Origin of the sequence: Acinetobacter dispersus, from assembly GCF_009884975.1 — a bacterium.
Taxonomy (GTDB): Bacteria; Pseudomonadota; Gammaproteobacteria; order Pseudomonadales; family Moraxellaceae; genus Acinetobacter; species Acinetobacter dispersus.
In genome coordinates, this window is record NZ_CP041970.1 from 3207778 (window position 1) to 3233594 (window position 25817).

Consider the following 25817-nt stretch of genomic DNA (forward strand, 5'->3'; position numbering starts at 1 on the left):
TTATCCTCAAGTTGAGACACCTGATGATTACGTACCTAAGCCGGTGAATTGCTTAACCAAGAAAAAGATTAAATTATGGCCATTGTGGTTGATTTTAATGGGATTTATTATGATTTCACCCTATAAATATACTTATATTCTAAGCTTAGTTTGCCTAAGCATCTTAACGTCTTCCTGTAGCGCTACTTCAGAAAAGAAACATGAAATTTCTCATCAAAGCCAAACACAAAAAGCTTCATCAAATTCTGAAAAGTTAAAAAATTATGATGGTTTCTTGATCACTTCGCTTCCTTATAACTCAAATGCACATCTCAACTGTATTTTGTCGGCACAAAAACTGAATTGTGGTCCAATCAATTTAATCGATAGCACGAGTCTGATTAAAGTTTATAAGTTTATTAACCCAAGCTATGTTGATTCAGTCATTTTTCCAAAAACAAGCGATGGTGTTCTATTAATTGCCTCACCTTTTTCAAGTGAAAGTGGGCACCTAGAAATCAATCTGACTTCTGTGAATAAATTGGGTTCGGTTAAAGCCATTACCTTAGATGCATCTAAAAATATTGAAATTAATCAATACTATGAGATTTTATATAAAGAAAATGAGAAAGATTTAAAACTGAAGTTAAATGAACAGGGTGACTTTGTTAAATAAAGATATTTATAGATTTTTGAGCTTGTTGCAGCCTTTGACTAAAAAGCTCAGCTAGAACCTAACTGAGCTTTTATCGTTTAGGTCTCAACAATGCCTTCTAAATCATCAAAGGTATAGTTATGGGGTACATTGATCATATGGGTTTGTACACCAGCTTCAACTTTTTCTTTAGCATCTGGATATAACCAGCGCGTAATCTGCTCAGCGACACTGGAGTGATACTGAATTTCAAAATGATTCAGCCCATAGAAAACTGCTTTATGGGTGTCTGGCAATTTCAGCTGAAAACGTGGATTTTGATGTTCACCTAAAGCACTCTTCACACTGACCAGATAATCCCCAATCACAGACAGGGCTTTATTACGCAATTTCTCGAACTCTAAGGTTCCTGCGATCAAAAAGGTATTGATATGGGACGGTAGTGGTGCAGGTTTACGATTGTCGTCGGCAAAACCAATACGCGCATCATTATGTTCCCAGTCATCATCACGGACACTGCCATAACGTAGATCGAGTATGCCGTTACTGCGAACATTCACCAACTGACCAAGTAGGTTGATAAATGGAAATCCACCGAGTTTGTCCTGTAAGACAAAACCAAAACGTTCAAGTACTGCACCATGATGTGGCGAACCGATACAAACCAGATTCTCGACCATATGCACCCATTGATACAGATTTTGTTTGCCATAAAACAGGGCACTACGCGAAACCAAACCACCCATACTGTGTCCGATCAGATCGATACTGGTGATACGCGGATTACGTTGCACCAAATCCTCTAAGGTATTGGCAAAACTACGACCATTCGCTGAAATTCGGCGTCCAGTGTTGTAGTTCAAATACAGCATGGTGTTGTTATCACGTTGCGCGAGCAAACGCTCACCAATACCACCATAACGATGATTAGACCAGGTCAAATGGTTCATACATAAACCATGGGCAAGAATCACCACACGGCCTGTTAGTTCGCCTTGCTGTAAAGAACCGTAGTGATCATAAAGAACCATTGGCAAAGCCATTGGATTGTGTTGCTTTAAAAAGAAATCACCGAAAATTCCATTCAACGCACCGACCACAAAATGTAGGGTTGGCGTTAAAGGCTTGTCATGCAAAACTGGAAATTTTTCAATAATGCGACGTAAATTGGGCGCAAGAAAATGACTGCCATATTTTTGTAGGGCGACATAAGAAAACTGATAAAACTTTTGCAGTTGTGGGTGCTTTTGTAATTGTTTGGCTTTTTGTGCACTTAAACCGAGCGTTGTCCTTAATACCTCAGTTTGTACCACTTGGATCAGCTCATGTACGCCACTAAGGCTGGTACTGACCAGCTGTGCCAAACCTTCCAAAACATCTGCCTGACTCGGGGGCGTGCGATCCCACTTACAATAGGTTTCATGCAGAGGTGTTAAACTTGGCATTTTGATTTCCCCATCCTTGATATATACCGAAGGTTTGAAGTATTTTTTCTGAATATTGTTTAGATAAACTACAACAAACGCTTACATCTTATGTCTTTCATACGTAATTTTTTTAGAATACTGATGAACGGAGTACAGTATCGTTTTTTGTGTCCGACAATATCCAGCTTAAATGTAATTTATATTGTTATTTGTTTAACTATTAATCAAAATAATGTGATTTATTTCACTTTATGTCAAGTCATTGCCTATTTTGGTGCGTATGCAAATTATCTACTTACATGGTTTTCGAAGCAGTCAGATGTCGATAAAAGGGCAGCAGTTGCAACAATATTGTGCACAGCATGATGCGATACAGGTGCATTTACCCGATTTAAACCAATCACCCAATCAAGTACTCGAACAACTCTCTCAGCTTATCGAAAATTTATCACAGGAGAAAGTGGTTTTGGTTGGCAGCAGCCTTGGTGGTTTCTATGCGACATATCTTGTCGCAAAATATGGCTGTGCTGCTGTATTGATTAACCCTGCTATGCGACCATGGCAATTATTCGAAGATTTATTTGGGGTTGAACAAATTCCACTCAAAGTCACTGCATCATGGACACTTGATGCCAATCAACTGCAGCAATTACAATCGATTGCTGACACGAAGCTCGTTCATGCTGATAAAATTCTAGTGCTTTTGCAACAAGGCGACGAAGTTTTGGATTATCGTGAAGCTCAACGCTATTATAGTGCAGTTCATCCATCCTCATTGATTTTAACCGACGCAGATGGTAATCATGCAATGGATGATTTTGAAGAAAAATTACCTTTAGTTCTCGAATTTTTATCGGCAGCCATCCAATAAGGAAGTCAGACCAAGTGACACAATACACGGCACAATCTCTTGAAGTTCTTTCTGGTTTAGATCCAGTGCGTCGTCGACCGGGTATGTATACCGACACTTCACGTCCAAACCATTTGGCGCAAGAGGTGATTGATAATGCAGTCGATGAAGCGCTTGCAGGTCACGCCAACCAGATTTGTGTCACGGTGTATGAAGATGGTTCATTGTCAGTCGAAGATAATGGACGCGGAATGCCAGTCGATATTCACCCAGAATATGGACAAAGTGGTATTGAAATTATTTTGACCAAGCTGCACGCAGGGGGAAAATTCAGTACCGATAACTATCAGTTCTCTGGTGGTTTGCATGGCGTTGGGATTTCGGTGGTCAATGCCTTATCGACCCGTGTTGAAGTGGCAGTACAGCGTCAAGGTAATCTGTATCAAATGGCCTTTGAACAAGGCGAGCCAGTTGCACCTTTGTCGGTTTTAGAAGGTAAGGTCGCTAAGCGCGCAACAGGCACCACAGTACGTTTCTGGCCTGAAACTAAATATTTTGATAGTCCTAAATTTGCACTTAAGGCGCTAAAACATAATTTAAAAGCCAAGGCTGTTTTAGCGGCGGGCTTAAAAATTATTTATGACGATAAAATCAATAACGAAAAGATTGAATGGCAGTTTGAAAATGGTCTGGTCGACTATTTAATGGATGAACTGCAAGATCGAGAAATCTTGCCAGATCCTGCTTTTGTCAGTAGCGGACAAGCGGACCGCGCAGCGTGTGAATTTGCGATTTGCTGGAATGTTGAAGGTGGCGAGCAAATTCAGGAAAGCTATGTCAACTTGATTCCAACCGCGCAAGGCGGTACCCATGTCAATGGTCTGCGTTCAGGTGTGACTGAGGCTTTACGCGAATTTTGTGAATTACGCAATTTATTGCCGCGTAATATGAAGCTCTCTGCGGAAGATGTTTGGGATGGCGTAAACTTTATTCTATCGTTGAAATTCCAAGAGCCACAATTTTCTGGGCAAACCAAAGAACGTTTATCCAGTCGTGAAGCCTCTAATATTGTGCTGAACATCGCCAAAGATGCGTTTGCTTTATGGCTGAATCAGCATGCGGAGATTGCGACACAACTGGCTGAAATGGCGATTGCGAAAGCAGGACGTCGTCTTAAAGCAGCAAAAAAAGTAGAACGTAAAAAGATTGTCGCAGGTCCAGCACTGCCTGGAAAACTGGCAGACTGTGTCGGTTTAACCCGTGAGGACAGTGAGCTGTTTATTGTCGAAGGGGATTCTGCGGGCGGTAGTGCCAAACAGGCGCGTGACAAGAATTTCCAAGCGATTATGCCGATTCGTGGAAAAATCCTGAATACTTGGGAAGTCTCTTCGGACGAAGTTTTGGCTTCTCAAGAAGTGCATGATATTGCCATCGCAATTGGGGTCGATCCAGGCAGTGATGATCTGTCTGAACTGCGTTATGGCAAGATCTGTATCCTTGCCGATGCGGATTCGGATGGTCTGCATATCGCAACCTTATTATGCGCTTTATTCGTGAAACATTTCCCGACTTTGGTTGAGGAAGGTCATCTATTCGTAGCTATGCCACCACTTTATCGTATTGATATTGGTAAAGAGGTGTACTATGCCTTGGATGATGATGAGCTTGAAAGCATTCTGAAAAAGGTCAAAGGCAATAAAAATCCTCAGATCACTCGATTTAAAGGTTTGGGTGAGATGAATGCCAGTCAATTGCGTGAAACCACCATGGATCCGAATACACGTCGTTTGGTGCAATTGGACTTGGATGATGCACATTTAACCGCAGGTTTATTGGATAAATTACTGGCGAAAAAGCGTTCAGCCGACCGTAAGCACTGGTTAGAACAAAAGGGTAATTTAGCGGATATTACTGTTTAAGTCCTTTGTCTCATTGTTGGATTAAAGCCAAGCATTCGCTTGGCTTTTTCTTTGCTTGAAGTTTGGATATCTACGCTGAACAAATTTGCATCATTTTAGGTCAGCACGTATTTTTTGTATGCAATGTTGTATACAAGATGAGAGAATTAAAGCTTAAATTTTATTTAAATTAATTAAAAACAATAGCTTGCTGTGTTGGCACAGAAATTGAATAACTCCACCCAGTAAAAATCACAATTATTGATGGGTGGAGAAACAAGATGCAAAACAAATTGATGTCGATGTCAGTGCTCATGGCAGCCATGATGGGGATTGGTCTGGTTGGCTGTTCAAAACCAGCAGAAAAAACAGAACAGACCAAAACAGAAGCTAAAACTGCACCCGCAGCCAGTGGCGATACCATTAAAGTGGGGATTCTACATTCGCTTTCAGGCACCATGGCGATTTCTGAAACCTCACTGAAAGACACCGCCTTGATGACCATTAATGAGATCAATGCCAATGGTGGGGTACTAGGTAAAAAATTAGAACCTGTAATTGTTGACCCTGCATCGGATTGGCCATTATTTGCAGAAAAAGCCCGTCAGTTGATTACCCAAGATAAGGTCGCAGTAATTTTTGGCTGTTGGACATCCGTTTCTCGTAAATCAGTGTTGCCTGTGGTGGAAGAGCTGAATGGCTTATTGTTCTATCCAGTGCAATATGAAGGTCAGGAACAGTCTAAAAATATCTTCTACACAGGCGCAGCGCCAAATCAACAAGCGATTCCTGCAGTTGAATATCTGATGGGGGATGAGGGCGGTAAAGCAGAACGTTTTGTGTTACTCGGTACAGATTATGTCTATCCACGGACTACCAATAAAATTCTGCGTGCTTTCTTGAAGTCGAAAGGCGTGGCTGATGCCGATATCATGGAAGAATACACGCCATTTGGTCACAGCAATTATCAAACCATTGTTTCCAATATTAAGAAGTTCTCTGCAGGTAAAAAGACTGCGGTGATCTCGACCATCAATGGCGACTCCAATGTGCCGTTCTATCGTGAGCTAGGTAACCAAGGCATCAAAGCATCTGATATTCCTGTCATGGCCTTCTCGGTGGGTGAAGAAGAATTACGTGGGATCGACACCAAACCATTGGTGGGTCATTTAGCGGCGTGGAACTACTTCATGTCGGTGAAAAATCCTAAAAACACTGAGTTTGTGAATAAATTCAAACAATATGCGGTGCAATACAAACTGCCAAATGCTGACAAAGTGGTGACTAATGATCCGATGGAAGCAACCTATGTCGGTATCAATATGTGGAAGCAAGCGGTTGAGAAAGCTGGCTCTACCGAGGTGGATAAAGTCCGTGATGCGATGGCAGGTCAGACTTTTGCTGCCCCATCAGGCTATACCTTAAAAATGGATGAAACTAATCACCATCTGCATAAACCTGTGATGATTGGACAGATCCGCGGCGATGGTCAATTCGACGTGGTTTATAAAACTGCACAAACCATCAAGGCAGAGCCTTGGAGCCCGTATATCCCGAAATAATTGACTTTTAGCCTGCTGTATTCACAGCAGGCTTTTCTATTCTGATTTTTTTGATCTATTTAAAACCGTAATAATAAGGGGAGTTCTATGGCGAAACACTATGTTTTGGCACTGCTCTGCATCATGGCACAGATGATTTTTAGTCCAGCATGGGCAGAAGCCACATCCGCAACAACCGTGACGTCTACAGCTTCTCAAGATGCCATTCAGACCTTTGTGAAGTCCGATTTTGCGACGCGTCGTGCCATGCTCAATCAATGGCCTGCCAGTATTGAACAACTGGATCAACTGGTGGCATATATTGATCAAAATGAGCTGTATACCGATAGTTCAGGCAATACTTATTTGCTGAAAAATGATGACAAGCTGTTTAGTTATCCTGAGCAGCAAGCGCTGGAACAATGGCCAGCAGATTTATCCCAAGTGACTTTGGTGAATACCTTACGCAAGGCGCTGAATTTTGGTCAAGCCAAAGCCAAACTCGATTCTACAGATGCTTCTCAACGTTTAGCTGCAGTTGATATTTTAGAAAATAACTTGGCTGAACTTGATGTCGCGATGGTGAAGCAGCTTTATCTGAATGAAAAAAATGATCAGGTCAAAGCGCGTTTAGCACAGCTCAAAGCTCGTCTGGATTTTAACAGTGCTGATGAGTTTACCAAGCTTGAAGCAGTGAAAGTCTTGGCCGATTCAAATCGCCCTGACGTATTCGCTTTAATCAACCAAACTTTAGAGCAACCACAAAACAATCCTGCATTGAAGGCAGCGTTGCTGGACGCACACAATCAAATTAAAACCCGACTACAAATCAGTGAGTGGTCAGGCCATGTCTTTTCAGGCCTAAGTACCGCCAGCATTTTACTGCTCGCAGCACTTGGCTTAGCCATTACCTATGGTCTGCTTGGGGTAATTAACATGGCACATGGTGAGCTCATCATGATTGGCGCTTATACCACCTACGTGATTCAAAGCTTTTTTAAAACCCATTTTGCTGGATTAGTCGATTGGTATCTGTTGGCAGCAATTCCTGCGGCATTTCTGGTCAGTGCCTTGATGGGCATGTTGATTGAACGCACCGTGATTCGCCCGCTGTATGGCCGTCAATTGGAAACCTTGCTTGCCACCTTTGGGGTGAGTCTGATTCTGATGCAATTGGTGCGTATGGTGTTCGGTGCTCAAAATGTCGAGGTTTCCAACGTAGCATGGTTGAGTGGTGGCATCGCGGTGACGCCAAGCTTAATGCTGCCTTATAACCGGATCGCCATTATTGGTTTTACCGTCGCAGTGTTATTACTGTTGCTGTTCCTACTCAATAAAACCCGTTTTGGCTTATTCGTTCGAGCCGTGACACAAAACCGTCAAATGGCACGTGCTGTCGGTATCCGTTCTGCACGGATTGACATGATGGCTTTTGGTCTGGGTTCAGGCTTGGCGGGTTTGGCAGGTTGTGCCTTGGCGCAGGTCGGTAATGTTGGACCTGACCTTGGACAAAACTACATTATTGATGCCTTCCTTGTCGTTGTTGTCGGTGGTGTGGGGCAAGTGTGGGGTGCGGTATTGGCAGCGCTTGGACTGGGGATTAGCGGTACGGTTTTAGAAATTGGTTTAGGTGCAGTGCTCGCAAAAATTATTCTCTTGGTTCTTGTGATTTTGTTTATCCAAAAGCGTCCACAAGGTTTGTTTGCCATCAAAGGCCGTTTTGTGGAGTAAGCCAATGAAAATCACTTCTTTATTTGCCGACAAGCCCTATAGCGCGGTGGCGATTGCACTGTGTTTTGGCGTGTTATTGCTGTTGCCGTGGCTACACTTGTTGTCTCCTGACTCGGCCTTTTACCTATCTGCTTACTGGATCACCTTGATTGGCAAGATCATGTGTTTGGCTTTGGTGGCTCTTGCACTGGATCTGGTCTGGGGCTATGCCGGGATTCTAAGCTTGGGACATGGTTTGTATTTTGCCTTGGGCGGTTATGCCTTTGGCATGTATCTCATGCGCCAATCCGCAGGTGACGGACTGCCTGATTTTATGCGTTTCCTGAGTTGGACTGAGTTGCCTTGGTATTGGATCGGTACCGAGCATATTGCTTGGGCGCTGGCACTGGTGGTGCTGGTACCAGGTTTGATCGCGTTTATTTTTGGATTCTTCGCCTTTCGTTCCAAAATCAAAGGCGTGTATTTCTCGATTATTACCCAAGCCATGACCTTTGCAGCAGCGTTACTGTTTTTCCGTAATGAAACAGGCTTTGGGGGCAATAATGGTTTTACTGGTTTTAAGACCATTCTCGGTTTTGATATTACCTCTGCACCAATGCGTGCAACCTTATGCTTTGTCACTGCGTTGATGTTGATGTTGTGCTTCCTTGGCTTGCGTCAACTGATGAATCGTCCTTATGGGAGAGTATTGGGCGCGATTCGTGACAGTGAAAACCGCCTGCAATATCTCGGTTATCGCACGCTGTGGTACAAACTGTCGGCATGGGTATTGTCTGCGGTGATTGCAGGTATTGCAGGGGCGTTGTATGTGCCACAGGCAGGCATCATCAATCCAAGTGAAATGAACCCAGTCAACTCAATTGAAATGGCGGTGTGGGTGGCTGCGGGTGGCCGTGGCACTTTGATTGGTCCGATTTTAGGGGCAGGTTTAATCAATGCAGTGAAAACTTATTTCACTGTGGCTGCGCCAGAAGCATGGTTATTGATCTTGGGTGCGCTGTTCATCGTGGTGACCTTATTCTTGCCTAAGGGTGTGATTGGCGTATTTGACCGTTTTAAAAAGGAGCGTGATTAAATGAGTGATGTATTAATAGACTCTGCTCAACATGGCGGTCAACTTGGCGAGGGCTATGGTCGTGCCAAGCCGCAAGGTGCGGATTTTAGCCATGGTATTGCCTTGTATCTGGAAAAAGTCAGTGTCTGGTTTGACTCATTTCGGGCACTGAATGATTTGTCGCTTTACATTGCCGAAGGCGAGTTACGCTGCATCATTGGGCCGAATGGGGCGGGTAAAACCACCTTGATGGATGTGATTACAGGTAAAACGCGTCCAACCACAGGCACGGCATTTTTTGGGCAAAACTATGATCTTGCCAAAATGAGTACCGAGCAAATTGCCGAAGCGGGCATCGGTCGAAAATTCCAAAAACCAACGGTATTTGAAAACTTTACTGTCATGGAAAATCTACTGTTGGCAGCACCTCGAGATAAACGGGTGAAGAAAAGCTTTTTTTCTCGTTTAGACCCAGAAGCGCAATTGGCTTTGGATGAAAGTCTGGAACAGATTCGTTTAAAGGAGTTTGTACACAAGCCAGCGGGCTTACTGTCGCATGGGCAAAAGCAGTGGTTAGAAATCGGTATGTTGCTGATGCAACGACCGAAGTTGATTTTATTGGATGAGCCTGTTGCAGGCATGACTGATGCTGAAACCGAACGCACGGCTGAACTGTGTCTGGAGCTGAAAAAAAATCACACCCTTGTGGTGGTCGAACATGACATGAGTTTTATTGACACCATCAGTGAAAAAGTCACGGTATTGGCGCAAGGGGCGATTTTAGCAGAAGGCACATTGGCAGAGGTTCAGGCCAATGAAGATGTGATTGAAAAGTATTTAGGGCGTTAGGAGAGACACATGCTAGAAGTGAAACAAATTAATCAGTTCTATGGTGGCAGTCATATCCTGCGTGATGTGTCTTTTAATGCGCCTGTGGGTGAATGTAGTGTGGTGCTGGGGCGTAATGGCGTGGGCAAAACCACCTTGTTGAAATGTCTGATGGGGATTCTACCAATTAAGTCAGGGCAGATTCTGTTAGATGGCAAAGACATTGCCAAAATGTCCCCTGAGCAACGGGTGCGTGCGGGGTTGGCTTATGTGCCGCAAGGTCGCGATATCTTTTCGACTTTAACGGTAGAAGAAAATATTCTAATTGGCATGGCTAAATTTTCAGGTGCTAAGACGCGTAAGGTGCCAAGCCATTTATATGAAATTTTCCCTGTACTGGATGAAATGAAACATCGCCGTGGCGGAGATTTATCGGGTGGTCAGCAACAACAGCTTGCGATTGCCCGAGCGTTGGCTTCAGAGCCGAGCGTTTTGATTTTAGATGAACCGACTGAAGGGATTCAGCCTTCAATTATTAAAGATATTGGTCGGGTGATTCGTAAATTGGCGGATCAAGGCGAGATGGCGATTATTTTGGTGGAGCAGTTTTATGATTTTGCTGAAGAGTTGGCGGATGCTTATACCGTGATGGCGCGTGGGCAGGTGATTGCACAAGGGCGGGGTGTGGATATGCCTGAGAAGGGGATTCGGGAGTTGGTGGCGATTTAGTATTTCTTGGCTAACAGTTACTTTATCCTTGTTCTAAGGAATGTATCTTTATGATGGACCTTACTTTTGAGAGATCAAAAGTAAGCAAAAATCTTTTGTTCGACTGACGTTACATCCTGAGCAATTCCAAAGCATGGCTTTGGAAGCAGCGCAAGGCAGTCGAACATGGCGACATCCATGTCGCCTATCACGATAGTGAACGTTGGGAAAATGCAATTTAGAACATTAAATGGTTAGCCTAGATTTATTTGTCTTCAACCTTATAAAATGTTCCGCCTGCATAGACATTATGTCCAAAGCCGCATGAAGATTCACCATTGCTTTGCTCAACCTCAATTTTTTGTCCAAGATTCGCATCATTGGCGAATTGAAGTTTGATTTGGCAATCTTCATAGCGATAGCTGGTTTGTTTTGACTTGATTGGCATGCTGGTTTCAAACTGCCCCATATTGGGGCCATAGATCAAACCGCGTAGGCCAAAGTAATAGCCATCAAATGCAATCGCATATTTATTCTGCTTTTTACTGACCTTGATGTAATCCCATTGCCCAAAACCATTGGCTCGGACATAAGTCCCTTGTAGATCAGAAGGTAGTTTTGGCTTGGGCAATTGTTTTAAATTGTATTGACTGGTTTTCGATTCTTTATCTCTGAGAAACCAAACTCTGGCCCATTGCGGTTTGCCGAGTTTGGCATAACTCAAGCCGACATTGTTGTTGGCGATTTCGATGTCTCGGTCACTGATCTGAATGCCGCTTTCATCTGCATTAAGCTGACAGAAATGTGCCCATGCGGCTTGGTCTTCAAATTGCTTAGCTGCTTTGAGATATTGCTTTTGATCGTAAAACTTTTTACCTGCTTGTGCATATTGTTTTACTTTGGCACAGCCCTGTTGCAATTCTTGCTCGAAAGAAAGTTCTGCAAAGCTCGCGCTTGAAGCGATTGCGATGGAAAGGCACAGACCGAGTTGAGATGTTTTAATCATTTTGGCTATTTTTGAAATCAAGTATTGCTTTCATTCTAAGCCACAATTCAGTCGTAAGACAGTAGGGTAAAAGTGAGGTTTTTATTGAGATTCTGTGAGTTGCAGTTGCATCCAGACCAAATCCCGCCATGTCCCAAACTTTTGCCCCACTTGTGGCATATAGCCTGTTTGCACAAAGCCCAATTGTTCATGTAGGACAATCGAGCCTTTATTTTCACTATCAATCGCGGCAACCATGATGTGCATGTTTTGCTGTTTGGCAAGATGAATCAGTTGCTGCATCAGGGCTTTGCCCAGCCCTTGGCGAGCATAGCTGGGATCTACAAAAACAGAATGTTCCATGCTTTGGCGATAACCACTGATGGTTCGAAATGCAGTGTAATAGGCATAACCAGCCACTTGATGGCTATTCAAGTCTTCAACCACGATCATGGGGAAGTGCTGTTGCTGCATGCTTTGAAAACGTTGCTGATAATCTGCTAAGGAAACCGCCTGATCATTCCAGTTGGCTGTGCCATTTAAAATCTCGTGATTATAGATCGCGAGGATTTGTTCTAGGTCTTCTGCTGTGGCAAAACGCATGTGGAAATGTGCAGCTAAAGTAGATGGGGCAAGTGCAATATTTTCAACCATAAGCAAAGGTCATCAAATTAGACAAAATAAACAGATATGATGTGGATAGAGCCAAAGGTCAGCTCACATTTATATTCGGTGATACAAACAAAAACAGCAAGGAAATCCTTGCTGTTTTTCACATTCTAAAAGGCTTAGAAGTGGTATTTGATCAAAGCACTGACGTTGTTTTCGTCACGGTTTTTCATACCAAATTTGTTATTCCAAACAGAATGCTCAACACCTAAATAAAGGCGAGTGTCTGGTGAAATGTGTTTACCCAAGTTCCACTTGTATTGTGTGGTCCAGTTGAGTTCACTTGCGTGATCTTTTTCGCCAGTTGACCAGTCAAGGAAACCATCCACCAAGAAATCTTCGTTTGATACTTTAAATGGCAAAGCATAAGCAATGGTCATTTGATAGTCATCAGCCGTATTTTCATTGTTGGCGCGGTAGAAGTTCACATTCGCATATTGGAAATATGGAATGGCAAGATCAAAACCTACACCATACAAGAAGTTGTCAAAGCTAGCGAAGTCATCATTGTTGCTTTCCCAAGTGGTTGAGATCAACACATCTTTAATTGGACCAAACGCAAGTTTTTGACCTGAAATTTCACCCAAGCTTAAACGTGGAGAAAGTTCGAAATAGGTGCTTTTATGGTCATCGCTGCCACGCATACGGTCCATAAAGAAAAATACATCGGCATATTTGACTTTTGCCGCATATTCAACCGTTATAGTTGTTTGTTTTTCATCAACAACTTCGTAGTTTTCACCATACAAACCCGTCAAGCTGAAATCTTGCCAAATCGGCTTCGCCTGAGCGAAAGCTGCTGTAGATACCAATAAACATGTTGCTGCAAGTTGCTTCAATTGCATTTAAAAAATCTCCCCCCAAAAGGCGTGTAAAGGATACAAGGTATTAAGCAAAAATAAAGCCAAATTTGACCAAATGAACAAAAGAATTGTATATAGCAGGCCAAAATAAAATGGCCCCTAAAGTTAAAAATATTTTTGTTTTAAGTTTTAATGAAAATGTCAAAAATCAGCTTGCATATTTTCGAGGAAAGACAGATATTGGAATTATAGAAGATCTTCTTACATACTGAAAAGCAACAGATGCAAAGCGAGGAGACAACAAGCATTTACATAATCAAAATATACAACTGCACTGAATGACTGCATGCTCAAAGTGTGCAAAGAAAAAAGTTTTGTAGCACTGTCTCACAGAAAAGAGAGGAAGATATTTATGAATATTGAAATCCGTACAGATAAAAACATTCAAGGTAGTGAACGCTTAAACAGTTATGTTCGTGCAGAACTTACACAAGAATTCCAACGTTATAGCGAGCGTATTACACATTTTTCGGTTCATATTAGTGATGAAAACGGGGACAAAACGGGCGATCATGACAAACGTTGTATGATTGAAGCTCGCCCAGCAGGAATGAAACCTGTCGCAGTGACACATAAAGCAGCAAATATTGATAACTCGATTCATGGTGCGATTGATAAATTGAAACGTAGTCTGGAGCATCTTTATGAGAAAAAAGAGCACCATCGTGGTGGTTTACCCGAATATGTTGATGTCGATGATGACGTAAAAGTGGATGATGAAGCATAGCCACAAACCTAAAGAAAAAGCCCAGTTGTTGGGCTTTTTTTATGCCTGTATCAAATTTCTACATGATTTTTTAGATGGTTTTATAAAATCCTGTCAGGATATTCGGCATAATAGAGCCATTAAAAAATATTGTGAGAACTGGTCATGTTAAATAAGCAACAGCAGGCCTTGGTGCAAGCCATACAACAACTCGATTTGGACCAAGTGCAATCTTTACTTGCTGAAGGACTCGACCCGAATTTTATTGACCCTGAGCAAGGACCGCCTGTATCCGTGGTTTGCGATGGTTTATTCGCTTGGTGGGAACAAATTTGTGAAGCTTATGAAGCAGGCAAGCCTTTCACTGAAGAAGAAAAGCAACAACAGCTCAAAGTTTATATCGATATTTTAGAAGCTTTGATTCAAGCCAAAGCAAATTTACATTTATGGGATTCAGAAGAGTTCTATGGTCCGCTTTGGGATGCGGCGAGTTCTGCTTGCGTGCCTGTAGTGCAACGCTTACTGGATGAAAAAGTAGATACAAATACCCGTGATGAAGAAGGTTTAACCGTTTTATCATCTATTAGCCAGCTTTTCTTTGACTGTGAATTTGATGAAATTGACTGGTCAGAATCATTGCCAGAAGAACGTGCAACACTGGAATTGTTACGTCAGCATGGCGCAAAAATGTCAAAAGAGCTAGGTGCATAAGCCAAGCCATTAGAAATAGAACGAGGAATAGAATGAAAACATTGCAAACATTGAGCTTAATTGCTGCATCAATGATAACCACGAGTGCTTTCGCGGCTGATTTTTCCTTTGACCGCCCAGGTGCGGGTATGGGCACAGGGATCACCCCTGTTGGAAAGTTAGCATGGGAGCAAAGTTTACCGAGCGTGAGCTACCAAGAAGGCAAGGTTGATGGTGTCAAAGACAAGACCTTGACGCTGAATGGTGACATGTTATTGCGTACTGGTTTGGCCGATGGACTGGAATTGCAATTGGGCTGGCAAGGTCCAGTATGGCAGCAATACAAACGTGCAGGCACTAAAAAAGAAAGTAATGGTCTAGGCGATATGAGCATTGGTTTGAAAAAAGCCATTGATCTGAAAGATGATCGTTTATCAATGGCATTGTTGGCTGAAGCCATCATTGCAACGGGAAATGATGAATTCACCAACCATGATGATATCTATAGCTTAACTTCGGCAGTTGCTTACGAATTTAGCGATTTGATCGGTACGTCGATCACTATGCGTTATGAAGCGCAGAATAGTGATTGGGCAGTGACTGCCATTCCAACGATTGATTATAAAATTGCAGGAAAATTATCAGGCTATTCAGAGTTTGTTTATCGTAAAGCAGAGAGCCAAGACTATGAGTATGGTCTCGGTACAGGTCTGATTTATGCCTTGAATAATCGCACGCAATTAGATGCAAGCATTGGCGTTGATCTCAATGGTGATCAAAAAAGTTATAACGGTGGCTTTGGCGTATCGGTTTTATTCTAACAATAATGAATGCTCCTGAATTCTCTTAAATTTACTTCTGCATAAGTGGGAGGGAGGCTCAGGAGAGTGATAGTGAGATAATCATGAAAATGTCTGTTCAGGCTGGGAAATCTTTCCCGCTGATGAGTTACTTTCTTGGGACTTTATTGCTGTTATGTGGGTCTTTGACTTACGCCCAAGAGAATTCATCCGCACCATTGCTTAGTCCTGAACAGGCTTTTGCATTTACGGTTGAATCGACTGCACAGAATCAGGCACGTTTGCATTGGTCGATCCAGCCAAATTATTATCTCTATCAGCATAAGTTTGAAGTGCAGCAGGGCAATCAGCCCGTCGCACTAACTTTACCGAAAGCGGTAGAACAGTATGATGAGAACTATGGTCACAGCCAAGTTTATTATCAACAAGCTGAATTTAGTATTCCAACTCAAGCCTCGCAGCATTATCGTGTCACTTGGCAGGGCTGCGCCAAAGACCGAATTTGTTATCCTCCACAAAATATTGAATTTCAGACCGATGCCGATGGTCTGGTCAGTGCTCAGAATGTCAGTGCAAATTCACAAAAAAGCTTTTTGGATGTGGCGCGTTCATCTAACACCTTAAATGCTCAAATGGCAGCAAGTGATGAAGTACAAACTGAGCCTACAGCAAAAACGACAAATTCAAATAATTCAGGTGTAATGGCACAAGACCAAAAATGGTCAAGTGCGCTTGAGCAGCATTCCTTGGCTTATAGCATTTTATTGTTCTTGGGTTTAGGGATATTACTGGCATTTACGCCGTGTTCCTTACCGATGTTACCAATTCTGACTTCATTGATTGTGCGTGACAATAAAGGTGTTAAAGCTTGGTCGATTGCACTCACGTTTGTCGTGAGTATGGCTTTGGTCTATGCGGTGTTAGGTCTGATTGCTTCAGCGGCAGGGCTGAATTTCCAACGCTGGTTACAACAGCCCGCGACACTGATTGCATTTAGCTTATTGTTCGTGGTGTTTGCCCTCAATCTATTTGGTCTATTTGAGTTAAAACTGCCACAGAACTGGGTCAATCGACTGGATCAAATGCAGTCCAATCAAAAAGGCGGCACACTGGTTGGTGCCAGCGTCATGGGGATGATCTCTGCACTGTTGGTTGGGCCTTGTATGACGGCACCTCTGGCAGGGGTATTACTGTTTATTTCGCAAACACAGAGTCAATGGCAAGGTGGGTTGTTACTGTTTACACTGGGTTTTGGGATGGGCATACCATTGCTGTTGGCCAGTGTTTTGGGGGCAAAAGCTTTACCCAAAGCAGGCGACTGGATGAACCAAATCAAGGTGATTTTTGCCTTTTTAATGCTGGCATTGAGCATTTACTTTATCCGCCCTTTGCTGCCAGAGTTAGCGATTCAAATTCTCAGCTTAACTCTTGGTTTAGCCTTTATTATTTATGCGGCATATCGCCTGTTTGCACAGAAAAGCAAGCTGCAATGGCTCTATGCGATATTACTGATTTTAGCGATTCCAGCATTGACCTTTAATCAATATCAGCATTTTCAAAGTCTCAGTTCAGTCCAGGCAGATAAATTGGCCGAATGGCATGTGGCAAGAACAGCAGATGAATTTCAGCAGATTTTAGCCAATGCACCCAAAGACCGTGGCATTGTGATTGATGTCTATGCGGATTGGTGTGTGGCTTGTCAGCCGATTGAGCATCGCATTCTAAAAGATGTCGAAGTCCAGCAGGCTTTATCGGGTTATTATTTAATTAAAATGGATTTAAGCCATTATGATGCGTCACACCAAGCATTGTTAGCACAGTGGGATATTTTAGGACCACCGACTTATTTGTTCCTAGATCAGCAACAACAAGAAATTCGCTCACTGCGTTTAACTGGTGCATTCCAAAAAGCTGAGCTATTACAACAACTCGCTTTATTTAAAGGAAAACAATAACAATGTATCAACTCTTTATTGGCAATAAAAATTACTCCACGTGGTCGATGCGTCCATGGATTTTACTTACACAGGTAGGGATTTCCTTTCAGGAGCATGTGATTCAGTTTGATAGTTTTGAACCTGAAAGTGAATTTAAAACAGAGATTCTAAAACTGAATCCAACGGGTAAAGTCCCTGCACTTGTGAATGGTGATTTGGTGGTCTGGGATAGCTTGGCGATTTGTGAATATATTGCCGAACAGCATCCTGAACTGAGATTGTGGACAGAAGAGAAGACATTACGTGCCAGAGCGCGTTGTATTAGTGCAGAAATGCACAGTGGCTTTCAAAGCTTACGAAATCTTTGCCCCATGAATGTCGAAGCTGACCTGACACATATTGGTAAGCAGTTATGGTCAGAGCATGCGCAATTGCGTGCCGATGTTGCTCGAATTGATCAGATCTGGTCAGAACGTCCGAGTGAAGACAGTTTTTTATGTGGTGAATTTAGTATTGCGGATGCGTTCTATGCACCCGTGGTAATGCGCTTCGAATGTTTTAAACTACCGCTTTCAGCATCAGGCCAAGCCTATGCACAAAAGATCTTGTCTTTGGCATCGGTACAGCAATGGATTACCGAAGCTAGACAAGAGCAGATGTTCGTACCTTTTGATGAGCCTTATCGTCAACATCGCGAAGAGTTTTTGAAAGATTAATCAATATTGCAATGAAGGCAGATTGTACCTTCATTGTTCTAACTCGCAGTAAGTTCGGTAAAAATTTTAACTTGATTACGTCCCGCAGCTTTGACCGCATACAGTGCCTGATCTGCTTGGCTAATGATGAGATGCGGTTCATCGGCACTGAGTGAGCTACTGATTCCAAAACTGGCACTTACTACAAACTCTTGCTTATCTTCGCTAATAAACTGTAGTTGTGATACCGCAAGGCGGCAGCGTTCAGCTACATTCCTTGCTTGTACTGTGGTGGTGTTGGGAAGTAATAAAATAAATTCTTCACCACCAAAACGACCAATAATATCTTGGTCACGTAAATTTTTTGCCAAGCATTTTGCCACAGTGACCAACACCTGGTCGCCCATGCTATGTCCAAAATGATCATTAATACTTTTAAAATGATCGAGATCAAGCAGAACAATCGAATAAAGCTGGTCCGGTTGTTGATGTAACTTTTCTAAGTAACTGCCGATACTGCGTCGATTCAGTACATTGGTCAGTGGATCCAGTCGACTCAGGATTTGAATGGTCATCTCCCGAGTCCGCCATTGGGTCAGCAGAATTTCAAACAGAAATAAACAGGCCAACATGATCGGCAATAAGAAAAACATCATACTGCCGACCCAAAATGGGTGCATCGATACTTCATTCAGCCGCTGCATATTAAACAATGGTGCATAAGTCAGTACCCCAACCATACTGAGGTAGTTGCATAGCAATAAGGCAAATGTTGCAGGAATGAGTGCGCAGTAGACCATCCTACGATCAAACAGCACCAAACCTACACCGACTACGCTGACATAACCCACCATAGTGGCAGGACTGAAACTTCCAACCAAATAGCTGTTATGACACAGCATTGCAGTAAAAACCTGAACGCTCAGAATGGGCAAAATACTTTGTGCCCAAAGCTGTTCTCTAAATAGGTGACAAGGGATAATCAGCAATAATAAAACGACCAGCATGATCAAACTGGTCCATAATTGTGAACGTACCAGATTCAAATGCACCCATTGATTGTACTGTGGGTTGATTAAGACAAAAATATCCCAGCTGATCCAAAACAGATTCATAAATGCTGCAAGGATCAGCAATAAAATACTTTTTTTGAGTATGGTCCAATTGACTACAATGTGATGTTCCCAAGAAAGCCTAAAGCCCCATCCTTTTGTGTCAGTTGACCTATTAAAACGAATCTTCACCATTGGCATGCATCCTTTTATGCAATGAGATTCCTAGGAACTGTATATCTGTCGTCAAAATATTGAGGAACGATAATTAAAATAACAATAGCATCTTTAGAATGAGAAAAAAGTCTAGTTCTGGGCTTTTTAGTGCAAAATAGGACGGGAAAAATTCTTTGAAAAATCAGCTGTTATCTAAATATCCAATCAATTTTATTTTATGATGACCAAAGGGAATTAAGAGTGACAATGGTCAGACATAGCTGACCATTTTTTACACGATCTTATTTTGCTTAGTCACGATCGAGCGCATGTGCAAATTCAGCAATATCTGCTAATGCTTGTTTGGCTTCAGGGAACCAAGCATTAAACATTTGGAAGTTATGCCACATACCAGTATACAGTTTGAACTGAACTTTAACATCAGCCTGTTCTGCTTTTTCTCTAAAGCGTTTTGAGTCATCCAGTAAAATTTCTTTCGAACCCACTTGCACCAAGGTGGGTGGTAGCCCTTTTAAATCATCAAACAATGGTGAAACACGTGGATCATCGGCTTGAATATTATCGGTCAGATAATGATTGATACCTGCCTGTAAGGCCTCAATCGACAATAAGGCATCATGTTTTTGATTAAAGCGTAGTGATTCACTGGTTAAGGTGAGATCAAGATAAGGCGACATCAGAATCAAGCCACTTGGCATCAGTTCAGGCTGTTGTTTGAGACGCAAACACAGCGCCAAGGCAAGGTTTGCGCCACAAGAATCACCTGAGATAATAATATCTTTCGGTTTAATCCCTTGTACCAATAGTGCTTGGTAAACATCGAAAATTGCATCGATGGCTTCAGGATATGGATACTCAGGCGCAAGTGGATAATCGACATGAATCACTTGCATTTGAGTACGTGCAGCAATATCTGTCATCAATGCACGATGAGTATTTAAACTGCCAAGGAAAAAAGCACCACCGTGAATGTGGAAAATCAGTTGTGTAGCAGCTGCTTGCGCTTTGATTTCTTCACCACGCACACCAGCTAGACGTATTGGACGGACTTGTACTGTTGAATCTTGTGGAAATAGACGGCACAGTTGATCGAGCAACGGACGTAATGCATTTGGAGCCAAGTTAAATTGACTAGGTGTCCGAATCGTCGCTTTAAGTAAGGATTCAGTAAAATAATATTTCCAAACAGTAGCAAATTTCATAATTTTTCCATATTGTTAGATCAGTATAGCAATAAGAAAGTTCTTGAAAATAAGCTATGTCTGAGCACGACGATAAAATCTGAAAAAATGTGCACTACGACACTCTTACTCAGGTTATACCAAATAGTCATAATCAAGAATTGCAATATTGATTGAAGTTCTCAATACTTTCAGTTTGAAAGACCCCTTAAGGATATTACAAAAATGAAGAAAATTGCTTTAGCATTTGGATTGCTCGGTTTGACAACTTTTGCCAATGCAGCGGATGCGCTGAATGGCAGTGTTTGGCAGACCATTGATGATGAAACAAAACAGCCAAAGGCGATCGTGAAGTTCACGGAGCAAAAGGATGGAACGTTAACGGCGTCGATTCAAAAATATTTAGTAGCAGGCCAGGAAAATGCTTGTTCTAAATGTGAAGGAACGTACCATAACAAACCACTGAAGGGCGTGACTATTGTAAATGGCCTGAAAAATGTCGGTGGTGTGAACTACGATGGTGGTTCAATTATCGATCCTAAAAATGGTAAAACCTATAAATTGAAAGCTGAAATTATCGAAGGTGGTAAAAAGCTGAAATTACGTGGTTATATCGGTGTCGCTGCTTTAGGTCGTAACCAAACTTGGATTCGTACCAACTAAGCCAGATTTAAATAATAAAAAACCGAGTCTTAACTTAAGACTCGGTTTTTTATTACCGCTTATTTTTTAGAATTTAAGCAGATAAAGCTTGATAAGTGGCTTCATCAAAGCCAATCACAAAACCTTGTGGGGTTTGCAGTACAGGACGCTTAATCAGGCTTGGCTGAGCAATTAGGGCTTCAATCAGGTTCTGTTCATTACTGGTCGCGTGTGTTTGCTCATCCGCGCTTAATTTGCGCCATGTGGTGCCTTTTTTATTGAGCACTTTATCTGCGCCAATCTCTTTTAACCAGATCGCTAAAGTATCTGCATCAATACCTTGTTTTTTATAATCATGAAATTCGTAATTGATGCCTTTGGCTTGTAAAGCATCAAAAGCTTTTTTCATCGAATTACAATTTTTAATGCCGTAAATTTTAAACATACCGAAAACCATAAAAAGAATAAAAGATATGGGCCAAAGCCTAACGCAAAAGAAGGGTGGTGTACCAGTTGAAATTTTTTATCAAGTTGATCGGTAGAATATGTGAAGCAGAAATTTAATGACAAAAATGATCATGTGATTTGAGCATAAGGGCTAAAGACAAAGCCAAGAAAGAAAATCTAATATCTAGAAAAGAGAAAACCCGCATATAATCTTCCTGATTATGCGGGTCTCATTTCAACGTCCAATGTCTCATCCTTGCAAATAAACTTAATCTAAGTTTATTTTATCTTCCTACGGCTTCCTATCCTTTTTTGGTCATCCTGACCGCTTCCCTGTGCCGTGAAGCTATAATGCCGTTCTAGATGCGAAATAAAAATACACAAAAGCGACAAGTTATGTAAGCTAAAGAAGCGATCAAAGTGAACATGTGTTCACTTATTCGTGTATTTTATAGTCGATAATCACGGGTGCATGGTCACTAAACCATTGTTCTTTATAGACCCATGCATTTGTTGTACGTGCTTTCCAGTCTGGAGAGCATGAATGGTAGTCAATACGCCACCCAACATTTTTCGCACGTGCTTGACCACGATTTGACCACCACGAATACAATTCTGCTTCAGGGCGAACTTCGCGGAAAGTATCCACATAACCTAACTCATCATACATATGATCGAGCCAAGCACGTTCATGTGGCAGTACCCCAGAAGATTTCTGGTTACCTGACCAGTTTTTAATATCGATGCGTTTATGCACGATATTGTAATCCCCACAGACGATGATTGATTTATTTTCATCTCGCCACTGTTTGAGTATTTTGGCGTATTCTTGTAAAAACACGTCTTTGCGTGCTTGCGCTTCGTCACCGCTTGATCCTGATGGCAAGTATAGCGAGGCAATATGAACAGTTTGTGACAGCCCTAAATCAAATTCAGCAGTCGTAAAACGTCCTTGAGAATCAGCCAGTTCAAAGCCTAAACCATCTTTCACTGAAACGAATGGCAGACGGCTATAAATCGCCGTACCTGCATAGCCCGCACGTTCAGCAGGGAACAGGTGGGTATACCAACCTTCAGGTTTAAATTTATCGGTCCATTGTTCATGGGTAATGCGACTTTCTTGCATACAAACCACATCAGCACCCGACTGTTCTAGCCATTCGAGTAGACCTTTGGTAACTGATGAGCGCAAGCCATTTACGTTAATTGAAACGACTCGAAGAATTTTTACATCACTTGGATAGCTATCCTTTGGTATCATACGTCTGTTTAACCTCAATTGAAGAATTTGGAGCACTTTATATGACAACGCCTGTGTCATTTCATCCGCAAGCTTTTATCGAACTCGCATTATCACGTGGAGTGCTTAAATTTGGTGAGTTTACCTTAAAATCAGGCCGTGTCAGTCCTTATTTCTTTAACGCAGGTTTGTTAAACGATGGTGAAGCACTGTCTTTGTTAGCGCAAGGCTATGCCGACAAACTGGTACAGTGTGACAATGTCGGTGTGATTTTTGGCCCAGCGTATAAAGGGATTCCTTTTGTCGCAGCAACAGCTGTGGCATTGTCTCAAGTGCATGGCAAAAGTGTACCTTGGGGCTTTAACCGTAAAGAAGCCAAAGATCACGGTGAAGGCGGTGTGTTGGTAGGTGCATCGGTTGCAGGTCAAAAAGTCTGGATCATTGACGATGTGATCACTGCGGGCACTGCGATTCGTGAAGTTGTGACCATCTTAAAAAATGCAGGTGCTGAAATTGCAGGTGTATTGGTGGCGTTAGATCGTCAAGAACGTGGTCAAGGTCAGCTTTCTGCGATTCAGGAAGTGCAAAAAGAACTCGAAATTCCAGTTCATGCATTGATCACCATGAAAGATTTGATGGATTATTTGGATGCAAAAGGCGAAAAAGACGCTTTAGCCAATATGCAGGCTTATCGTGAAAAATATGGCATCTAAGTTTTAGATGTAAACGAAAAGGAAGCGAAGGCTTCCTTTTTTATTCTTTGGTTTTGAGCGGGAAAATACGATTACTCTTTCTTGTTTAAAGAAACTGTATTTTGTAGCTGAGCATTATTTTCATGATGTTCAATCGCTAATTCTATTAAACGGGTAATGAGGTCAGAGTAATTTAACCCACTCGCTTCCCATAGCTTTGGAAACATACTTATATTGGTAAAGCCCGGTAAGGTATTTATTTCATTAATAAAAACTTCTCCATTTTTTGTTAAAAAAACATCAACCCTTGCGAGTCCAGTGCATTCCAAAACTTCATAGGCTTTGATGGAGATCTCTCTAATTTTTTGACTGATTTCATCCGATATATTTGCAGGTATCGTTACTGTTGCACCCTTATCATTAATATATTTTGTGTCGTAAGAATAGAAGCTATCTTCCAGTTCAATTTCTCCGCAAACACTCGCCAAAGGTTCACTGTTGCCGATAACGGCACATTCTATTTCTCTGCCATCAATTCCTTGCTCAATCAAAACTTTATTGTCGTAAATGAATGCAGTATCTAGAGCTGTTTCAAATTCATCTTGAGTGCTGACTTTACTCACACCTACTGATGAACCCTGATTAGCGGGTTTAACGAATAATGGGCAGCCTAATTGTGAACTTGCAATTTCGAAGCTTATATCTTTTCTATTTTTCTTCGTTAGCTTTATGAAGGGGGTAATATTTAAGCCAGCATCTCTTAATAATCTTTTGGTTATATCTTTATCCATACACATGGCAGAACTGAGGACTTGAGAACCAACAAATGGAAGGTTCACCATTCTTAGCAATCCTTGCAATGAGCCATCTTCTCCAAGTGTTCCGTGAACGATCGGAAAGATCACATCCAATTGCGATAGCGTTTTGTTTTGAAACTCTATGATTTGTTTTTCATTTTTCCCTGGAATGAGCGCAATATTTCGTCCTGATTGATGCAGTGAAATGAGAGATGGATTGTCTGAATTTAATAAAAAATGAGTACTTTCATTCAGATGCCATATTCCATTTTTATCGATACCGATTAATGTCACATCAAATTTTTCTCGATCTATCGCATCAACAATATTTCTTGCAGACTGAAGCGAAACCTCGTGCTCGGTAGATTTCCCCCCAAATATAATGCCAATATTTTTCTTCTGCATTCCTATATTTCCTTAAATATTTACTAAATTTTCAGCTAAAAACCAAACCTTAATGTACCTCTGAATGATGTAACATCATGATTAATATTTGTGACACTTAGCTAAATTTATCTGAATATCAAGGGAGAAGGGAAGCCATTACAGAATGATTGATTACTAATGGTTACGACATATTTTTCTTCATTTCTAGGTTAGCTAAAGCTCAATAATCTTTTAATAAAATAAAGAATTAAAATATTTAGCATATTGTTGAAAATTAACTTAGCTTGGATATCACAGATATTTTCATTTGTTTCAAATTGATATAACCAGAGTTAGAGAAAAGAAAAGTGAAAAACAAGATTGAGCAGGCAAATCCTGATGTGAAAATTATAAGAGGATCTTTTACATCTCAAAGTGAGCGCCTACTCATTTTTCAATGGCTGGATGCTCAATTTTATCACTCTCTTGGGATCACTGTATTTCTTGATCGTACACAAGGCATTGATGCACAGTGGCAACTGTTAAGACTATATGATTCAAATCAGCCTAATGTCTTGTTGGGTGTTGCTGTGGTCTTGGCTGGTGGTGCTTGTTTTTGGTTGCCAGAGGCAAGCTCCTCCGCTGGATTACTTTGTTCAACGATTGTTAAACTTCAACCCCATCGTATTATTACTACGTCTTTTGGGCGAGATATACTGCGTTCTATGATGGGGCATCAAATGAGCATATTGCGAGAGTATGATCAATCAGTCATGGTCTGTTCGCATCGCCTCCCACAGGCGAGTGGCCGTTTTGCCATGACATCAGATATTCCTCGCCTAATTGAATATCAATACTTATACAATCAAGAACGTTCGGTAGATGAAAGATCTGATTGGAATGTGCTTATTCAGCAGGCTAAGGTTGTTGTGCATGAAGTTGATGGTCAAATTGTCTCTATCGTCCGATTCGGGATTGAAACTCATCGTCTGGTCAGTATAGGCGGAACTTACACCTTTTCTGAATATCGACGGCAGGGTTATGCTGAGCGTGTATTAGCGTTTGCAATCAACCAAATCGTTGAGAGTGGACGCATCGCACATTTGATTGTCGACATCGATAATTTCCCAGCAATAAAACTCTATCACCAAATGGGCTTTGAAGACATTGGCTCATCTTATGTCGGCTATTTAGGGTATTCATAAAC

Annotated in this window: 25 protein-coding genes; 16 read left to right on the forward strand and 9 right to left on the reverse strand. The window is 41.8% G+C overall.

The window, feature by feature from the left end; genetic code table 11:
- The first annotated feature begins 109 nt into the window (after window positions 1-109).
- A complete protein-coding gene (locus tag FPL17_RS14750; RefSeq protein WP_159885821.1) occupies window positions 110-655 on the forward strand; it encodes a hypothetical protein in 546 nt (181 codons plus the stop codon).
- A gap of 77 nt (window positions 656-732) precedes the next feature.
- Here FPL17_RS14750 and FPL17_RS14755 read toward each other — a convergent pair whose 3' ends face one another.
- Window positions 733-2079 (reverse strand): PGAP1-like alpha/beta domain-containing protein, encoded by a 1347-nt coding sequence (locus tag FPL17_RS14755; RefSeq protein ID WP_005185964.1) that lies wholly within the window; start codon window positions 2077-2079, stop codon window positions 733-735.
- A 262-nt stretch (window positions 2080-2341) separates the two neighbouring features.
- On the opposite strand from FPL17_RS14755, the gene FPL17_RS14760 reads away from it, so the two are divergent.
- From FPL17_RS14760 to urtE, 7 genes are all read left to right on the forward strand, one after another.
- Window positions 2342-2932 carry a YqiA/YcfP family alpha/beta fold hydrolase gene (locus FPL17_RS14760; RefSeq protein WP_159885823.1) on the forward strand — a complete coding sequence of 197 codons (591 nt, stop codon included), beginning with the start codon at window positions 2342-2344 and terminating at the stop codon, window positions 2930-2932.
- A gap of 14 nt (window positions 2933-2946) precedes the next feature.
- Window positions 2947-4830, forward strand: a complete 1884-nt coding sequence (gene parE, locus FPL17_RS14765; protein WP_005185954.1) for a DNA topoisomerase IV subunit B — start codon at window positions 2947-2949, stop codon at window positions 4828-4830.
- Window positions 4831-5090: 260 nt separating this feature from the next.
- Window positions 5091-6371 carry an urea ABC transporter substrate-binding protein gene (gene urtA / locus FPL17_RS14770; RefSeq protein WP_005317301.1) on the forward strand — a complete coding sequence of 427 codons (1281 nt, stop codon included), beginning with the start codon at window positions 5091-5093 and terminating at the stop codon, window positions 6369-6371.
- Between the two features lie 87 nt (window positions 6372-6458).
- The gene (gene urtB / locus FPL17_RS14775; RefSeq protein WP_159885825.1) at window positions 6459-8081 is read left to right on the forward strand and encodes an urea ABC transporter permease subunit UrtB; all 1623 of its coding nucleotides are present in this window, start codon (window positions 6459-6461) and stop codon (window positions 8079-8081) included.
- Between the two features lie 4 nt (window positions 8082-8085).
- Window positions 8086-9156: an urea ABC transporter permease subunit UrtC gene (gene urtC, locus FPL17_RS14780; RefSeq protein WP_005201621.1), complete on the forward strand. Its 1071-nt coding sequence runs from the start codon at window positions 8086-8088 to the stop codon at window positions 9154-9156.
- Complete coding sequence (gene urtD / locus FPL17_RS14785; RefSeq protein ID WP_004657105.1) at window positions 9157-9984, forward strand: urea ABC transporter ATP-binding protein UrtD; 828 nt, start codon at window positions 9157-9159, stop codon at window positions 9982-9984. It abuts the gene before it with no gap.
- 9 nt (window positions 9985-9993) lie between these two features.
- Window positions 9994-10692: an urea ABC transporter ATP-binding subunit UrtE gene (gene urtE / locus FPL17_RS14790; RefSeq protein ID WP_159885827.1), complete on the forward strand. Its 699-nt coding sequence runs from the start codon at window positions 9994-9996 to the stop codon at window positions 10690-10692.
- Window positions 10693-10936: 244 nt separating this feature from the next.
- Here the strand turns inward: urtE and FPL17_RS14795 are convergent, their stop codons facing one another.
- The 3 genes from FPL17_RS14795 to FPL17_RS14805 all read right to left on the reverse strand — a co-directional run bounded on the left by FPL17_RS14795 (window position 10937) and on the right by FPL17_RS14805 (window position 13170).
- The gene (locus FPL17_RS14795) at window positions 10937-11677 is read right to left on the reverse strand and encodes a hypothetical protein (RefSeq protein WP_159885829.1); all 741 of its coding nucleotides are present in this window, start codon (window positions 11675-11677) and stop codon (window positions 10937-10939) included.
- Window positions 11678-11758: 81 nt separating this feature from the next.
- Entirely contained in the window at window positions 11759-12310 is a 552-nt protein-coding gene (locus tag FPL17_RS14800) for a GNAT family N-acetyltransferase (protein ID WP_159885831.1), read from the reverse strand.
- Between the two features lie 134 nt (window positions 12311-12444).
- The gene (locus tag FPL17_RS14805; RefSeq protein WP_159885833.1) at window positions 12445-13170 is read right to left on the reverse strand and encodes an outer membrane protein OmpK; all 726 of its coding nucleotides are present in this window, start codon (window positions 13168-13170) and stop codon (window positions 12445-12447) included.
- Between the two features lie 370 nt (window positions 13171-13540).
- On the opposite strand from FPL17_RS14805, the gene FPL17_RS14810 reads away from it, so the two are divergent.
- From FPL17_RS14810 to FPL17_RS14830, 5 genes are all read left to right on the forward strand, one after another.
- On the forward strand, window positions 13541-13915 hold the full coding sequence (locus FPL17_RS14810; RefSeq protein WP_004803557.1) for an HPF/RaiA family ribosome-associated protein: 375 nt from the start codon (window positions 13541-13543) through the stop codon (window positions 13913-13915).
- A 144-nt stretch (window positions 13916-14059) separates the two neighbouring features.
- A complete protein-coding gene (locus tag FPL17_RS14815; protein WP_159885835.1) occupies window positions 14060-14605 on the forward strand; it encodes an ankyrin repeat domain-containing protein in 546 nt (181 codons plus the stop codon).
- 32 nt (window positions 14606-14637) lie between these two features.
- Entirely contained in the window at window positions 14638-15405 is a 768-nt protein-coding gene (locus FPL17_RS14820) for a transporter (RefSeq protein WP_159885837.1), read from the forward strand.
- A gap of 83 nt (window positions 15406-15488) precedes the next feature.
- Complete coding sequence (gene dsbD / locus FPL17_RS14825; protein WP_159885839.1) at window positions 15489-17339, forward strand: protein-disulfide reductase DsbD; 1851 nt, start codon at window positions 15489-15491, stop codon at window positions 17337-17339.
- 2 nt (window positions 17340-17341) lie between these two features.
- On the forward strand, window positions 17342-18037 hold the full coding sequence (locus FPL17_RS14830; protein ID WP_159885841.1) for a glutathione S-transferase family protein: 696 nt from the start codon (window positions 17342-17344) through the stop codon (window positions 18035-18037).
- A 38-nt stretch (window positions 18038-18075) separates the two neighbouring features.
- Here the strand turns inward: FPL17_RS14830 and FPL17_RS14835 are convergent, their stop codons facing one another.
- Both FPL17_RS14835 and FPL17_RS14840 read right to left on the reverse strand, forming a co-directional pair.
- Window positions 18076-19263, reverse strand: a complete 1188-nt coding sequence (locus tag FPL17_RS14835) for a GGDEF domain-containing protein (protein ID WP_159885854.1) — start codon at window positions 19261-19263, stop codon at window positions 18076-18078.
- A 272-nt stretch (window positions 19264-19535) separates the two neighbouring features.
- Window positions 19536-20447 carry an alpha/beta hydrolase gene (locus FPL17_RS14840; RefSeq protein ID WP_159885856.1) on the reverse strand — a complete coding sequence of 304 codons (912 nt, stop codon included), beginning with the start codon at window positions 20445-20447 and terminating at the stop codon, window positions 19536-19538.
- Window positions 20448-20651: 204 nt separating this feature from the next.
- On the opposite strand from FPL17_RS14840, the gene FPL17_RS14845 reads away from it, so the two are divergent.
- The gene (locus FPL17_RS14845; RefSeq protein WP_005147721.1) at window positions 20652-21089 is read left to right on the forward strand and encodes a DUF2147 domain-containing protein; all 438 of its coding nucleotides are present in this window, start codon (window positions 20652-20654) and stop codon (window positions 21087-21089) included.
- Window positions 21090-21162: 73 nt separating this feature from the next.
- Here FPL17_RS14845 and FPL17_RS14850 read toward each other — a convergent pair whose 3' ends face one another.
- Window positions 21163-21513, reverse strand: a complete 351-nt coding sequence (locus tag FPL17_RS14850; RefSeq protein ID WP_032857878.1) for an arsenate reductase — start codon at window positions 21511-21513, stop codon at window positions 21163-21165.
- Between the two features lie 438 nt (window positions 21514-21951).
- Entirely contained in the window at window positions 21952-22776 is an 825-nt protein-coding gene (locus FPL17_RS14855; RefSeq protein WP_005201607.1) for an exodeoxyribonuclease III, read from the reverse strand.
- Window positions 22777-22817: 41 nt separating this feature from the next.
- On the opposite strand from FPL17_RS14855, the gene pyrE reads away from it, so the two are divergent.
- Window positions 22818-23468 (forward strand): orotate phosphoribosyltransferase, encoded by a 651-nt coding sequence (gene pyrE / locus FPL17_RS14860; protein WP_004657130.1) that lies wholly within the window; start codon window positions 22818-22820, stop codon window positions 23466-23468.
- A gap of 71 nt (window positions 23469-23539) precedes the next feature.
- Here the strand turns inward: pyrE and ddlA are convergent, their stop codons facing one another.
- Window positions 23540-24649, reverse strand: coding sequence for a D-alanine--D-alanine ligase (gene ddlA, locus FPL17_RS14865; protein ID WP_159885858.1), 1110 nt, complete (start codon window positions 24647-24649; stop codon window positions 23540-23542).
- Between the two features lie 329 nt (window positions 24650-24978).
- On the opposite strand from ddlA, the gene FPL17_RS14870 reads away from it, so the two are divergent.
- Window positions 24979-25815 (forward strand): GNAT family N-acetyltransferase, encoded by an 837-nt coding sequence (locus FPL17_RS14870; protein ID WP_159885860.1) that lies wholly within the window; start codon window positions 24979-24981, stop codon window positions 25813-25815.
- Window positions 25816-25817 lie beyond the last annotated feature (2 nt).